The sequence below is a fragment of the Streptomyces sp. NPDC047042 genome (genome assembly GCF_040644035.1).
GTDB lineage: Bacteria > Actinomycetota > Actinomycetes > Streptomycetales > Streptomycetaceae > Streptomyces.
Genome location: NZ_JBEYVP010000020.1, coordinates 37872 through 53917, shown reverse-complemented (window position 1 = coordinate 53917; position 16046 = coordinate 37872). Strand labels below are relative to the sequence as shown.

Sequence of the window (16046 nt, the reverse complement as noted above, 5' to 3'; positions counted from 1 at the left end):
GCAGGTGTCCTGCCTGGCCGCCGGGTCAGGGGGTGCCGAGCTCGCTGTCGATGAAGGCGAAGATGTCGTCGTCGGAGGCCTCATCCAGCTGCGCCGCGACAGCGGCGACCTCCGCGTCCTGGCCGGTCAGCTCCGCGAGGAGGGACTGGAGGCGGGCGCCGATCCGCTCCCGCACGGATCGGTCGCCGGAGTGCGCGGCGATCAGGGACCGCAACCTGTCCAGCTCCTGGTCGACAGGGGTGCCCGCCTCCGCCGGCGCGACCTCCGCACGCAGGAAGGCGGCCACCGCGGCCGGGTTGGGATGGTCGAAGACAAGCGTGGCCGGGAGCCGCAGCCCGGTCACCACGCCCAGCCGGTTGCGCAGCGACACCGCGGCCAGGGAGTCGAGTCCCAGGTCCTTCAGGGCTCGGGTGGCGGGGACCGCCTCGGGACCGGAGTGCCCCAGGACGGCGGCGATCTCCGTGCGGACCAGGTCGGTCAGCAGACGTTCCTGTTCCGGCTCGGACAGCGCGGCCAGGGAGCGCAGCAGGGTTTCCGCGGCCTCGGAGGCGCCGTCCCCGCTCTCGCCGTCCGCCTGGCTCAGCGCCTGGTCGACCTCGGGGAGTCCGCTGATCAGCGGACTGGGCCGGACCGCGGTAAGAGCGGGGGCGAACAGCTCCCAGTCCACGTCGGCGATGACGTAGGCCGCGTCGGCCTGTCCGATGCTCTCGGCCATGGCGTCGAGAGCCAGTTCGGGTGCCATGCCGGCGAGTCCGCGGCGGCGGAGCTGGTCCCGGCGGAGCTGCTCGGCGGCCGGGTCCGGCGCCTCGACGGCGGTGGACGGGGTGTCCGCCCACAGGCCCCAGGCGAGCGCGGTCGCGGGCAGGCCGCTGCCCCGGCGGTGCTCGGCGAGCGCGTCGAGGTAGGCGTTGGCCGCGCCGTACGCGCCCTGACCGCCACTCCCCCACACGCCGGCGATCGACGAGAACAGAACGAAGGCGTCCAAGGTCTCGGCGTCCACGAGGTCGTGCAGATGGGCCGCGCCCGCGGCGACGGCGCTCACCGTGGCGGCGAACTCCGCCGGGTCCGTCTCGGCCAGCGTGGCGGTGCGCGGGGCGCCGGCGGTGTGGAACACCGCGGTCAGCGGCTGCTCCGCCGGGATGCCGGCCAGCAGTGCGGCCACGGCGGTCCGGTCGGCGAGGTCGCAAGGGACCACGGTCACCTGGGCGCCCTTCGCGGAGAGTTCCGCCAGGGACTCCGGCAGAGCCCGGCCCTCGGCTCCCGGGGAGTGGGTGAGCAGCAGCTGCCGGGCGCCGAGGTCGGCGATCCGGCGCGCGACCCGCGCGCCCATCCCCCAGGTGCCCTCGGTGACCAGCACGGTGCCGCGTGGCTGGTACGTGTCGCCGCCCGGCCGTCCGGTCGCGGCGCGCACGAGTCGGCGTACGAGCGTACCGGCGGGCCGGACGGCCAGCTGGTCCTCTCCGGAGGGTTCGGCGAGCACGGCCGTCAGGCGTCGTAGCGCGCTGTCGTCCGCGACGGCAGGCAGGTCGACCACGCCGCCGTGGAGCTGCGGGTGTTCGAGTGCCGCGGCCCGGTGCAGGGCCCACACCGCCGCCTGGGCGGGGTCGTCGACCGTGTCGGATCCTCCGGTCGCGACCGCGCCCTGAGTGAGGTGCCAGAGCCGGGGCGGCTCGGCCGCCGCTGTGACTGCCTGGACCAGCGGCAGACTCGCGAGGATGCCCCGGGTCACCGGGGGGTGGTCGCCGTGTGGGGCGGTGTCCAGCGCGAGCAGCGACAGAACGCCTTCAGCGGGTGTGCCGCCGGTGGCCTCCGCGAGCTGCCGCGCGAGCGTGTCCCGGTCGGTTCGCGCCGGGTCGACGGTCACCTGGAGCACCTGGGCGCCCCGTCCGGTCAGTGCCGCCTCGGCCGAGGCGACCAGGTCGGACCCGGAGAGGGCCGCGGGAACGACGAGCAGCCAGGTACCGGTGAGCGTTCCATCGGCGGGCGCGGTGGCGGGCCACCAGGCGGTCCGGTACCGCCAGGAGCCGGTGAGGGAGCGCCGGGCGCTGTTCTCACGCCATGACGCGAGTGCCGGCAGCAGTCCCGCGAGTGCGCCGGAGCTGTCGGGGCCGAGCAGGTCCTCCAGCGCCGCGAGGTCGCGCTCCCGGACCGCGGTCCAGAACTGCTCGTCCTGGCCGCCGTCGCCGTCGGGCTGCGGGGCGGGCGTCTCCAGCCAGTACCGGTGCCGCTGGAAGGGGTACGTGGGCAGTTCCACCTGCCGGGCGCCGGATCCGGCGAACAGCGCCGGCCAGTTCGCCCGGACGGCTCCGTTCACGTCGGCCTCGGCCACCGCGGCGATGAGCGTCCTGGCCTGCGGCCTGTCACGTCGTTGGGTGGCGAGCAGCAGCGGGTCGGTGTCGCCGGTCCCGCTCAGGCAGTCCTGCGCCATGGCGGTGAGTACGGCGTCCGGTCCCAGTTCGACGTAGGTCTCCACCCCTTCGGCGTGGAGGGTCCGTATGCCGTCGTGGAAGCGCACCGCCCGGCGGATGTGGTCGGCCCAGTAGCCGGCGGAGCATGCCTCGTCTGCTGTGAGGACGCGGCCGGTCACATTGGAGACGATCGGTGTGACCGGCGGGGAGAACTCCAGCTTTCCGGCGGTCGAGCGGAACTCGTCCAGCATGGGGTCCATGTGGGGTGAGTGGAAGGCGTGGCTGACGTTGAGCCGGCGCGTCCTGACGCCGGCGGCCTCGAGTTCGGCGGTGATCCGTAGGACCGTGTCCTCGTCACCGGAGATCACCACGGACGCGGGGCCGTTGACGGCGGCCACGGACACCTCGGTCTCGTGGCCGGTCAGCAGGCCGGTCACCTTCTCCTCGGTGGCCAGCACCGACACCATGGCGCCTCCGGTGGGCAGGGCCTGCATCAGGCTGCCGCGGACGGCCACCAGGGCGGCGGCGTCGTCCAGGGAGAGCACCCCGGCGACGTGCGCGGCGGCGAGTTCACCGACCGAATGGCCCATCAGGTAGTCCGGGCGCAAGCCCCAGGACTCCAGGAGGCGGAACAGTGCCACCTCAAGGGCGAACAGCGCCGCCTGGGTGTGGGCGGTCCGGTTCAGCAGTCCGGCGTCCTCCGTGCCCGCCTCGGCAAACATGATCTCGCGCAGCGGGCGGGCGAGGTGGCTGTCCAGGGCGTCGCACACGGCGTCGAGGGCCTCTGCGAACGCCGGGTACGCGGCGTACAGTTCGCGTCCCATTCCCGGCCGCTGGCTGCCCTGGCCGGTGAACAGGAAGGCCACCTTGCCGCTCCGGTCGGCGGCGCCCGTGACGACTCCGGGAGCGGGGCGTCCTTCGGCCAGCGCGGCGAGGCCGTCCCGCAGCTCCGCCTCGTCGGAACCGAACACCACGGCGCGGTGGTCGAACGCCGAGCGCGCGGCGAGGCTGAACGCGATGTCCGGCAGCCGGGCGCCGGCGGCGGGCGTGGTGAGGTGTTCGCGCAGCTGCCGGGCTCGGCCGGTGAGCGCTTCGGTGTTTCTGGCGGACAGCAGCAGCGGCGTGACGGGCATTCGGAAGGTGCCGCTCGCGCTGTCGGTGTCGGTGTCGGTGTCGGTGGGGTCTTCGGCGGGGGCCTGTTCGAGGACGACATGCGCGTTGGTCCCGCTGATACCGAAGGAGGACACCGCGCAGCGACGGGGCCGGCCGGTGTCGGGCCACCGCCGCTGCTCGGTGAGCAGTTCCACCGCACCCGACTCCCAGTCCACCAACGGCGACGGCTCATCCACATGCAAGGTGCGCGGCAGCACACCGTGCCCCATCGCCATCACCATCTTGATCACACCACCGACACCCGCCGCAGCCTGCGTGTGCCCCATGTTCGACTTGACCGACCCCAGATACAGCGGCTCACCCTCACGCCCCTGCCCATAGACGGCCAGCAACGCCTGCGCCTCGATCGGATCACCCAGCCGCGTCCCCGTCCCATGCGCCTCGACCGCGTCCACCTCCCGCGCCGCCAACCCCGCACCCACCAAAGCCCGCTGGATCACCCGCTGCTGCGACGGACCATTCGGCGCCGTCAGACCATTGGACGCACCGTCCTGATTGACCGCACTGCCCCGCACCACCGCCAGCACCCGATGCCCCAACCGCCGCGCGTCGGACAACCGCTCCACCACCAGCACACCCACACCCTCGGCCCACCCCGTACCATCCGCCGACGCCGCGAACGCCCTGCACCGACCATCCGCCGAAAGCCCCCGCTGCCGGCTGAACTCCACAAACGTCCCCGGCGTCGACATCACCGTCACACCACCCGCCAACGCCAACGTGCACTCACCCCGCCGCAACGCCTGCACCGCCATGTCCAACGCCACCAACGACGACGAACACGCCGTATCCACCGTCACCGCGGGCCCCTCGAAGCCGAAGACGTAGGAGACCCGGCCCGACAGCACGCTGCCCAGCCCGCCGGTCAGCCGGTAGCCCTCGACGCCTTCGACCGGGTGGTGCAGCTGGGGGCCGTAGTCGTGATACATCTGCCCCGCGTAGACGCCGGTGCGGCTGCCGCGCAGCGAGACCGGATCCAGACCCGCCCGCTCCAGCGCCTCCCAGGACACCTCCAGCAACAACCGCTGCTGCGGATCCATCGCCAACGCCTCACGCGGCGAAATACCGAAGAACTCCGCGTCGAACTCCGCCGCCCCGTGCAGGAACCCGCCCTCACGCGTATACGACGACCCCGCACGCTCCCCCTCCGGATCGAACAACCCCTCCAGATCCCACCCACGATCCACCGGAAACCCCGAGACCGCGTCCCCACCCGACACCACCAACCGCCACAAGTCCTCCGGCGACCCCACACCACCCGGATACCGGCACCCCATCCCCACGATGGCGATGGGATCCTGGTCGGCGGCGGCCAGTTCCTGGTTCCGGCGGCGCAGTCTGGCGTTCTCCTTGAGCGAGTCTCGCAGTGCTTCGACCACAGCGTCGGATGCCGCGTTCGTCATCATTTCTCCCGTTCGGCACTATCAGGTCTCGGAACTGGCGCGGACCATGCGAATGAGCGCGTCGACATCCATGTCGTCGATGACATCGGCACCGTCCTCCGGCTCGTCGGAGCCACCGCTCCGCTCTCCGGGCCGGGCGTCGATGCCGGAAGCGAGTCGGAGCAGTCCGTCGAGCAGGCCCGCCTGCCGGAGGCTGTCCACCGGCACGGAGGCGAGCAGCCGGCGGATCTCGGACTCGTCGGGTACGTCGGCGGCCGCCGTCGCGGGCTCGGGGGCGAGCACCGTCAGCAGGTGTCCGGCGACGGCCGCGGGGGTCGGGTAGTCGAAGACGAGGGTCGCCGACAGCCGCAGACCGGTCGTCCTGCCGATCCGGTTGCGCAGTTCCACGGCGGTCAGCGAGTCCAGACCCAGTTCCTTGAAGCCGCGCGTGGCGTCGACCGTGTCCGGTGCGCCGTAATCCAGCGTCGCGGCGACCTCGGCGCACACGACGTCCAGCAGGACCCGCTGCCGCTCGTCCGCCGTGAGCGCCGTCAGGCGCTCGGCGAGGGTCGGCCCGGAGGAGGCCTGTCCGGTGGCCGGGCCGCCGGACGCGGCACGCCGGGCCGGTGCCCGGACCAGGCCGTGCAGCAGGGGCGGCGCGTCGGCACCGAGCGCCCTGAGCGCCGTCGTGTCGAGCGGCAGCGGCACCAGCGCGGCCGCGTCCGCCCCGAGTGCGGCGTCGAAGAGTTCCATGCCCTGGGCGGAGGTGATCGCCACCATGCCGGTCTTCGCGAACCGGTTGCGGTCGGCCTCCGTGAGTTCGGCCGCCATGCCGCCTTCCGCCCAGGGTCCCCAGGCGAGCGAGGTGGCCGGCAGTCCCTGGGCCCTGCGGTGCTGTGCCAGGGCGTCGAGGAAGGTGTTGGCCGCCGCGTAGTTGGCCTGGCCCGCACCGCCGGCGAGTCCCTGGATGGAGGAGTAGAGGACGAACGCGGTCAGCCGCAGGCCGCGGGTTGCTTCGTGCAGGTTCCAGGCGGCGACGGCCTTGGGGCGCAGGACCCGGTCGATCCGCTCGGGGGTCAGCGACTCCAGGACGCCGTCGTCGAGCACACCGGCGGCGTGTACGACGGCGGTCAGCGGATGCTCGTCGGGGATACCGGCGAGCAGCGCGGCCAGGGCGTCCCGGTCGGCGACGTCACAGGCCGCGACGGTCACGTGTGCACCCGACGCCCGCAGGTCCGTGGCGAGTTCGGCGGCGCCCTCGGCCGTCGGGCCCCGGCGGCTCGTCAGCAGCAGGTGGCGTACGCCGTGGTCAGTGACGAGGTGGCGGGCCAGCATGCCGCCCAGCGCTCCGGTGGCACCGGTGATCAGCACCGTACCGGCCGGGTCCCAGGGCGCCGAGGCGTCGGCCGGGACCACGGCCCGCTCCAGCCGGAGGGTGCGCGGGGTTCCGGCCCGGACCGCGACCTGCTGCTCGTGCGCGGCCAGCGCCCTGCCGATCGCCTGCTCGGCCTCGGTGCCCACGTCGTCGGCGGCGGCCATGTCCAGGTCCAGGTCCACCAGCACGATCCGGTCCGGGTTTTCGGTCTGTGCCGTGCGCAGCAGCCCCCATACGGCGGCATGCGGAAGGTCGAGCACGTCCTCGTCCGGGGCGGCGGCGACCGCCCGCCGGGTCACCACGGCCAGCCGGGCCGGGGCCAGCCGCTCATCGGCGAGCCAGTCCCGTGCCAGTGTCAGAGCGCCCCGCACGGCGTCGCGGACGGAGTGGGCCGGTGCCGTCAGCGGCGCCACCACGAGGGCGGGAACCGGGGCTCCGGCGGCGACGGCGGCGCTCAGCGCCGCCACATCGGTGAACCGTTCGGCGCCGGGCAGCTCCAGCGGGTCGTCGCCCAGGACGGTCCACGGCCGGTCCGGCGTCGCGGTGCCGCCGCGCACCGCGACCCAGGAGGGCCGGAACAGCGCCTCGTGGCCGCGCCCGCCGGCCGTACCCAACTGCTCGGCGGACACGCCCCGCACCGCCAGCGACTCGACCGAGGCGACCGGCATGCCCGCCGTGTCGGTGACTTCGATGGTCACCGATCCTGAGGCGGCGGGGGTCAGCCGGGCCCGTGCCGCCGCCGCGCCCAGAGCGTGGTGGCGTACCCCGCTCCACACGAACGGCAGTCGTGGTTCACCGGTGCCCGGCAGCACCCCCAGCTCGATGGCGTGCAGGGCCGAGTCCAGCAGGGCGGGGTGCAGCCCGAAGGCGGACGCCTGCTCCTTCTGGTCGTCCGGCAGGGCGAGTTCGGCGAAGACCTCGTTGCCCCGGCGCCAGACGGCCCGCAGTCCCTGGAACGCCGGCCCGTAGTCGAAGCCCTGCCGGGAGAGGTCGTCGTAACGGCCGGTCAGGTCCACCGGCTGCGCGTCGCGCGGCGGCCACACCGTGAGATCGAAGTCGGCGGGCGCCTGCTCGGGTGCCAGGGTGCCGCCGACGTGCCGGGTCCAGGGTTCCTCGAAGGCTCCGCCCTCGGGGCGGGAGTGAATGGTGACGGAACGGCGTCCCGACTCGTCCGGTGTTCCGACCGCCACCTGCAGTCGCACGGAGCCGGTCCCGGGCAGGATCAGGGGTGCTTCGAGGGTGAGTTCCTCCAGTTCCCCGGCACCGGCCTCGGCGCCTGCGCGCAGCGCCATGTCCACGAAGGCCGTGCCCGGCAGCAGTACCCTGCCGAGGACGGCGTGATCGGCCAGCCAGGGGTGGGTCCGCAGGGAGAGCCGCCCTGTGAGGACGGTCTCGTCGGTGTCGGCCCGGGTCAGCGTCGCGCCGAGCAGCGGGTGCCCGGCCGGGGACAGCCCGACGTGGCCGACATCGGCGGTGCGGGTCGTGGGCCTGGCCCAGTAGCGCTTGCGCTGGAAGGCGTAGGTGGGCAGTTCGACCCGGTGGGCGCCGGAGCCCTCGAACAGCGCGTCCCAGGACGGGCTCAGGTGCCGGACGTGCAGCCGTGCCAGACCGTGGGCGACCGCCAGGGTGTCCGTGCGGTCCTTGCGCAGCAGGGGGACGAACTCCGGTTCCGTGCCGTCCACGTCCGCGACGCAGTCCCGGCCCATGGCCGACAGCACGCCGTCCGGGCCGAGTTCCACGAACGTCGTGACGCCGGCGTTCTGGAGCGTACGGATTCCGTCGTTGAACCGGACGGCCTGGCGCACATGCCTGACCCAGTACTCCGGTGAGCAGACCTCCTCCGCCTCCAGGAGCCCGCCGGTCACGTTGGACACGATCGGGATGACCGGCGGCGCGAAGGCGAGCCGTTGGGCCACGGCACGGAACTCGTCCAGCATGGGGTCCATGTGGGGTGAGTGGAAGGCGTGGCTCACGTTGAGCCGCCGGGTCTTGCGGCCCCGGCTCTCCAGTTCCCTGGCGACGGCGAGGGTGGCCAGCATGTCGCCGGAGATCACCACGGAGGCGGGCCCGTTGACGGCGGCGATCGCCACCTCGTGCTCGCGCCCGGCCAGCAGCGCCGCGACCTCGTCCTCGGGTGCGAGAACGGAGAGCATGGCGCCGTCCTGCGGCAGGGCCTGCATCAGCTTGCCCCGGGCCGCGACCAGCGCCGCCGCGTCGCCGAGGGACAGCACACCCGAAACGTGGGCGGCCACGAGTTCACCGATCGAGTGACCGGCTACATGGTCGGCGTGCAGTCCCAGGCTCTCGGCCAGCCGGAACAGGGCCACTTCGAGAGCGAACAGGCCGGTCTGCGTGAACACCGTCTGGTGCAGCAGCGGCCCCTCCCAGTCCTCGGACTCCGCGAAGATCACGTCCCGTACCGAGCGCCCCACGTGCTGGTCGAGTTCGGCGCACACGGCGTCGAGGGCCTCTGCGAACACCGGGTACGCGGCGTACAGTTCGCGTCCCATACCCGACCGCTGGCTGCCCTGGCCGGTGAACAGGAAGGCGGTCCTACCGCTCGTCGGCGCGCCGGTGACGAGCCGGGCGGACGTGCTGCCCTCGGTCAGCGCGTCCAGGGCCTCCAGCAGTTCCCGGCGATTGTCGGCGAACAGCGCGGCACGGTGGTCGAACGCCGTCCGGGTGCTGGCCAGGGAGTAGGCGAGGTCCGGCAGGTTCACCTCGTCGGCCGTCTCCAGGTGTGCGCGGAGGCGGCGGGCCTGTGCGGTCAGCGCCTGTGGCGACTTGGCGGACAGCAGCAGCGGCGTGACGGGCATGCGGAAGGTGCCGCTCGCGCTGCCGGTGCCGCTGTCGGTGTCGGTGCCGGTGCCGCTCGCGCTGTCGGTGTCGGTGTCGGTGTCGGTGGGGTCTTCGGCGGGGGCCTGTTCGAGGACGACATGCGCGTTGGTCCCGCTGATACCGAAGGAGGACACCGCGCAGCGACGGGGCCGGCCGGTGTCGGGCCACCGCCGCTGCTCGGTGAGCAGTTCCACCGCACCCGACTCCCAGTCCACCAACGGCGACGGCTCATCCACATGCAAGGTGCGCGGCAGCACACCGTGCCGCATCGCCATCACCATCTTGATCACACCACCGACACCCGCCGCAGCCTGCGTGTGCCCCATGTTCGACTTGACCGACCCCAGATACAGCGGCTCACCCTCACGCCCCTGCCCATAGACGGCCAGCAGCGCCTGCGCCTCGATCGGATCACCCAGCCGCGTCCCCGTCCCATGCGCCTCGACCGCGTCCACCTCCCACGCCGCCAACCCCGCACCCACCAGAGCCCGCTGGATCACCCGCTGCTGCGACGGACCATTCGGCGCCGTCAGACCATTGGACGCACCGTCCTGATTGACCGCACTGCCCCGCACCACCGCCAGCACCCGATGCCCCAGCCGCCGCGCATCGGACAACCGCTCCACCACCAGCACACCCACACCCTCGGCCCACCCCGTACCATCCGCCGACGCCGCGAACGCCCTGCACCGACCATCCGCCGAAAGCCCCCGCTGCCGGCTGAACTCCACAAACGTCCCCGGCGTCGACATCACCGTCACACCACCCGCCAACGCCAACGCGCACTCACCCCGCCGCAACGCCTGCACCGCCATGTCCAACGCCACCAACGACGACGAACACGCCGTATCCACCGTCAGCGCGGGGCCCTCCAGGCCGAGGGTGTACGACACGCGGCCCGACAGGACGCTGGCCGCGCTGCCGGTCATCCGCTGGCCCTCGGCGCCTCCCTGTTCCGCGGTGTCGTCACGGAACATGAACGTTCCGGCGTAGACGCCGGTGCGGCTGCCGCGCAGCGAGACCGGATCCAGACCCGCCCGCTCCAGCGCCTCCCAGGACACCTCCAGCAACAACCGCTGCTGCGGATCCATCGCCAACGCCTCACGCGGCGAAATACCGAAGAACTCCGCGTCGAACTCCGCCGCCTCGTGCAGGAACCCGCCCTCACGCGTATACGACGACCCCGCACGCTCCCCCTCCGGATCGAACAACCCCTCCAGATCCCACCCACGATCCACCGGAAACCCCGAGACCGCGTCCCCACCCGACACCACCAACCGCCACAAGTCCTCCGGCGACCCCACACCACCCGGATACCGGCACCCCATCCCCACGATCACCACGGGATCCTGGTCGGCGGCGGCGACATCGGCCGGGGCCGGCGGGACAGGGAGACTCAGCCGCTCGGGCATGAGTTCGGAGCGCAGATGGCCGATGACGGCCGTGGTCGTGGGATGGTCGAAGACGAGCGTGGCCGGCAGCCGGATGCCCGCCGCCGCACTCAGCTTGTTGCGGAGTTCCACACCCGTGAGGGAGTCGAAACCGAGGTCCTTGAACGTACGGGAGGCGTCGACGGCGTATGGGGAGGAGTAGCCCATGACGGCGGCGACCTGGGTGCGGACGACCTCGTCCAGCAGCCGCTCGGCGGCGTCCCCGGACAGGTCCGCGATCCGCTGGGCGAGGCCGGTGGCGGGCGCGCCGGTCACCGGGTGCGGCCGCACGGCGGAGCCCCGGCGCCTGGGCGGGGTGACCAAGCCGCGCAGGGCACCGGGCAGTTCCTCCTCGGCCGCCCTGGTGCGCAGGGCGGCGCGGTCGAAGCGGGCGGGGACGACGACGGGCGCGTCCACCGCGCGGGCCGTGCCGAGCGCGGCGAGCCCTTCGGCCACGCCGAGCGGCCGCAGGCCGAGACGGCGGAGCCGGGCCCGGTCGGCCTCGTCGAGGCCCCGGATCAGCCCGTCCTCGTGGTCCCACGGTCCCCAGGCGAGCGAGAGGGCGGGCAGCCCTTCGGCCCTGCGCCGGTGGGCGAGACCGTCGAGGAAGGCGTTGGCCGCCGCGTAGGCGGCCTGGCCGCCGTTGCCGACCGTGCCGATCACGGAGGAGAACAGGATGAAGTCGGACAGATTCTGATGCTTCGTCAGCTCGTGCAGGTTCAGTGCCGCGTCCACCTTGGGCCGCAGCACCCGCTCGACCTGCTCCGGGGTCAGCTTGGTGACGACACCGTCGTCCAGGACCGCGGCGGCGTGTACGACGGCGGTCAGCGGATGCTCGTCGGGGATACCGGCGAGCAGCACGGCCAGGGCGTCCCGGTCGGCGACGTCACAGGCCGCGACGGTCACCTGCACGCCCGACGCCCGCAGGTCCGCGACGAGTTCGGCGGCGCCCTCGGCGTCGGAACCGCGGCGGCCGACCAGGAGCAGACGGCGCACGCCCTGTTCGGCGGCCAGGTGACGGGCCACCAGCGAGCCGAGCCCGCCGGTCCCGCCGGTGATCAGCACCGTACCGCCGGACTCCCACCTGGGAGCCGGGCCGGCCGGGATCCCCGGCCTTCGCAGCCGGGGAACCAGGACGGAGCCACCCCGCAGGGCGAGTTCGGGTTCCCCGGAGGCGAGGGCGGCGGGCAGTGAGCGCAGCGACCCCCGCTCACGGCCCAGGTCCAGCAGGCCGACCCTGCCGGGGTACTCGGCGCGCACGGACCGCAGCAGGCCCCACAGCGCGGCGCCCACCAGGTCGGGGGCGTCGCCCGCCGTGCCGGTGGCCACGGCCCCGCGGGTGACGAGCACCAGCCGGGAGCCGGCGAGCCGGTCGTCCTCCAGCCAGGACCGCACCCGCTCAAGGGTGTCCTGGACGGCGGTGCGGACGGCTTCGGCGACACCGACCGGGCCGACCGCCGGCGTGGGGCACTGTACGAGGACCAGCTCGGGGGCGACGGAACCGGCCGACTCGATCAGCGCGGTCATGTCCGGGTGGACGACCACTCCCGCGTCGGCGGTGGTCAGGGCGGTGGCCAGGCCGAGGTCGGTGTCTCCCACCACCGCCCAGCTGCCGGACCGCGCGTCGCCCGAGGTGAGCGCCAGACCGGTCCAGCCGATCTGGTGGAGGGCCCCCTGAGCGGGCGTGCCGGCCGCACGGCGTACCGCTTCCTCGGACAGGGGGGCCAGGGTGACGGCGTCGACGGTGGCCAGCGGCAGTCCCGCGCCGTCGGCCACGGTGAGCGAGAAGGGACCGGTCGCACCGGCCCGGGCCGCTCCGGCGGCGGGGGTGATCCGGATGCGCAGGGTCTCCGCTCCGGCCGCGTGCACGGCGATGCCCTTCCACTCGGTGGGCAGCCGCACCAGGGTGGGATCGACGCCGGCGAAACGCGCCCCGTTCGCGGCGAGCGCGTACAGGGCGGCGTCGAGCAGGCCGGGGTGCACGACGAAGCGGGCGGCCCTGTCGCGGTGTTCGGCGTCGAGGGCCACCTCGGCGAAGAGGTCCTCGCCGAGGGTCCAGGCAGCCCGCACGGCCGCGAAGGCCGGGTCGAGAGGCGTCTCACGGTCGTCGGCAACGACCGGTACGGCCCCGGCGGGAGGCCAGACACTCAGGTCGGACGGGATTTCCGGACGGGCCGGGACCAGGGTGCCGGCGGCATGCCGGGGCCAGGAGACGTCCGAGTCGGTGTCCTCGGGCCAGGAGTGCACGAAGAACGCGCGCCGCCCCTCGGCGTCCGGCGCCGCGACGCCGACCTGGAACCGCACCCCGCCGTCCTCGGGCAGAACCAGCGGTGACTCCAGCGTCAGTTCCTCGATGTGTGCGGCGCCCGCCTCGGCACCCGCCTGCAGGGCCAGTTCCACGAAGACACCGGCGGGCACCACGATCTCGTCGTGCGGGCGGTGGTCGCCGAGCCAGGGCTGGGCCCGCACGGACAGGCGTCCTGTCAGGATGAGTTCCCCGGCCTCGGCGCGTGGCAGGATCGCGCCGAGCAGCGGGTGGTCGATCGGCGCGAGTCCCGCCGAGCCGACGTCGGCGCCCGTACGCTCCGGGGCCGGCAGCCAGTAGGAGCTGCGCTGGAAGGCGTACGTGGGCAGGGACACGCGGCGGCCCCGGCCGGCCGTCGTGCGGTGCCAGTCCACGGTGGTACCGCGCACGTGCAGTTCGGCGAGCGCGCCGAACAGCGCGGGGACCTCCGGCCGGCCGTGCCGCGCCGTCGGCAGGAAGGCGGTCTCCTCCTCGTGCTCCGCGGACACGCAGTCGCGGCCCATCGCCGCGAGCACCGCGTCCGGTCCCACCTCCAGGAAGGAGCGGACGCCCCTTTCCTCGAGCGCGCGCATGCCGTCGTGGAAGCGGACGGCCTCCCGGGCGTGGCGCACCCAGTAGTCGGGGGTGCTGATCTCCCGCGCGGAGACGAGACGCCCGGTGAGGTTGGAGACCACGGGAATGCGCGGGTGCTCGTATGCCAGTCCGGACACGATCTCGCGGAAGGTGTCGAGCATCGGGTCCATGCGCGGCGAGTGGAAGGCGTGGCTGACGCGCAGCCGCTTGGTCTTGCGCCCCCGCCCGCGCCACTGCTCGGCGATGGCGAGCACGGCGTCCTCGTCACCGGCGAGCACGGTGGACAGCGGGCCGTTGACCGCCGCGACGGAGACCTGGTCCTCCCGTCCGGTGAGGGTTGGCAGGATCTCCTGCTCCGAGGCCTGGACAGAGACCATCGCGCCGCCGGACGGCAGTTGCTGCATCAGCCTGCCGCGGGCCGCGACGAGAGCGCAGGCGTCCGGGAGGGAGAGGACGCCGGCGGCGTGTGCCGCGGCCACTTCGCCGACGGAGTGGCCGAGGACGACGTCGGGGGTGACACCCCAGTCCTCCAGCAGACGGAACAGAGCGGTCTCGTAGGCGAACAGCGCGGCCTGCGTGTAGCCGGTGAGATGCAGCAGCCCGATGTCCTCGGAGTCCTCGGAGTCCTCCGTGAGGAACATCAGGTCCCGTACGGAGCGGTCGAGGTGTTCGTCGAGCAGGGCGCACACGTCGTCGAGGGCGGTCGCGAAGACCGGGAAGGAGTCGTACAGGGCGCGGCCCATGCCGGCCCGCTGGCTGCCCTGCCCGGTGAAGAGGAAGGCCAGTTCGCCGGGCCGGACCGTACCGGCCGCCGCTTGGGCGGGGGTGTCTCCGGAGGCGAGCGTGGACAGTCCGGCAAGCGCCTCGGGCCCGTCGGCGGCCAGCAGCACGGCGCGGTGCTCGAAGTGGGTGCGGGTGGTCGCCAGCGAGTGGGCGACATCGCCGAGGCTCTGGTCGGGGTTGCTCTCCAGATGGGCACGCAGCGCGTCGGCCTGGGCGCGCAGCGCGTCGGCGGTGCGACCGGACACCGGCACGGGGGTGGGCATCACGGGGGTGGGCATGGCGGGGAGGTGGGCTGGGGCGGACCGGTCCGGTGTCCGCGCGCCCTGCGAAATGGGTGTCCACTCGGAGAGGACGAGGTGGCAGTTGGTTCCGCCCATGCCGAAGGAGGAGACGCCGGCCAGCAGCGGGGTGCCGTCGGGGGTGTCCAGCGGGCTGAGGCCGTCGTTGACCCTCAGCCTCAGCTCGTCGAGCGGGATGGCCGGGTTGGCGGAGCGGAAGTTGAGGCTGGGGACGAGGGTCCGCTCCCGTACGCAGAGCACCGCCTTGATCAGGCCCGCGATGCCGGCGGCGCCCTCCAGGTGTCCGATGGTGGGCTTGACAGAACCGACGAGCAGGGGGGAATCTGCGGCCCGTCCGCTGCCGGCACCGAGCACGGCGCCGAGCGCGGCCGCCTCGATGGGATCGCCGAGCGGGGTGCCGGTGCCGTGCAGTTCGACGAAGCGTACGGCCTCGGGGGCGACGCCGGCCTGCTCGTAGGCGCGGCGCAGGACCTCCTCCTGCGCGGCCCCGCTGGGGGCGGTGAGGTTGTCGCCGCCCCCGTCGTTGTTGACGGCTCCGCCGCGGATCAGGCCGTGGATGGTGTCGCCATCGGCGAGCGCCCGGTTCAGCGTCTTCAGGACGACGACTCCGCCGCCCTCACCGCGCACGTAGCCGTTGGCGCGGTCGTCGAAGGTGTACGTGCGGCCCTCGGGTGACAGGGCGCCGAACTTCTCGGCCACGACGAAGCCCTCGGGCACCAGGTTCAGACTGACTCCGCCGGCCAGTGCCAGTGCGCAGTCGCCCTTGCGGAGACTTTCGCAGGCGAGCTGGACGGCGACCAGCGAGGACGACTGTGCCGAGTCCACGACCAGGCTGGGGCCGCGCAGACCGAGGAAGTAGGAGACGCGGTTGGCGATGATGCTCCGGCTGACACCGGTGATGGTGTGGTGGGATACCTGGCCGGCCCCGTGCTGGTGGACGAGCCTCGCGTAGTCGTCCCAGATCGCGCCCAGATAGACACCGGCCCGCGTGCCCCTGATCGCGGACGGGACGATGCCGGCGTTCTCCAGCGCTTCCCAGGCCAGTTCGAGCATGAGCCGCTGCTGCGGGTCGACGCTCGTCGCCTCACGGGGCGTGATGCCGAAGAAGTCGGCGTCGAACGCGTCGACGCTGTCCAGGAATCCGGCAGGCCTCGTCACCGCGTCGCGGGGCAGGCCGGGCCGCCCGTCGGGCACCTGGTCGGACACGGCGCTCTCACCGGCGTGGAGCAGATGCCAGTACGCCTCTGGTCCGGGCGCCCCGGGGAAGCGGCAGGACATTCCTACGACGGCGATGGGTTCTCCCGGCACCGTGTCAACTTCCGGAGGTCCGGACACGGGTGCAGTGGCCATGGTGTGGCTCTTCCTTTCGGCGACCGCGCGCGGCAGGGCCATCGCGCGCAGGAACGTGCTCGGACACCTCGTCGCGGCGGGCCGGGGCGCACCCCGGTGCCCACGCGGAGGTCGGGCGTACGCGGTCGGG

The 16046-nt window shown here is 73.3% G+C and carries 2 protein-coding genes; both read right to left on the bottom strand.

The window, feature by feature from the left end; all coding sequences use genetic code 11:
- Positions 1–25: 25 nt before the first annotated feature.
- Entirely contained in the window at positions 26–4987 is a 4962-nt protein-coding gene (locus ABZ855_RS23830) for a type I polyketide synthase (RefSeq protein ID WP_360809888.1), read from the bottom strand.
- Between the two features lie 18 nt (positions 4988–5005).
- Complete coding sequence (locus ABZ855_RS23825) at positions 5006–15916, bottom strand: type I polyketide synthase (protein WP_360809886.1); 10911 nt, start codon at positions 15914–15916, stop codon at positions 5006–5008.
- Between the last annotated feature and the right edge of the window lie 130 nt (positions 15917–16046).

Excerpts from the sequence above, each read along its gene's own strand:
- ABZ855_RS23830 (WP_360809888.1), bottom strand. The coding sequence starts at position 4,987 with ATGATGACGAACGCGGCATCCGACGCTGTGGTCGAAGCACTGCGAGAC.
- ABZ855_RS23825 (WP_360809886.1), bottom strand. The coding sequence starts at position 15,916 with ATGGCCACTGCACCCGTGTCCGGACCTCCGGAAGTTGACACGGTGCCG.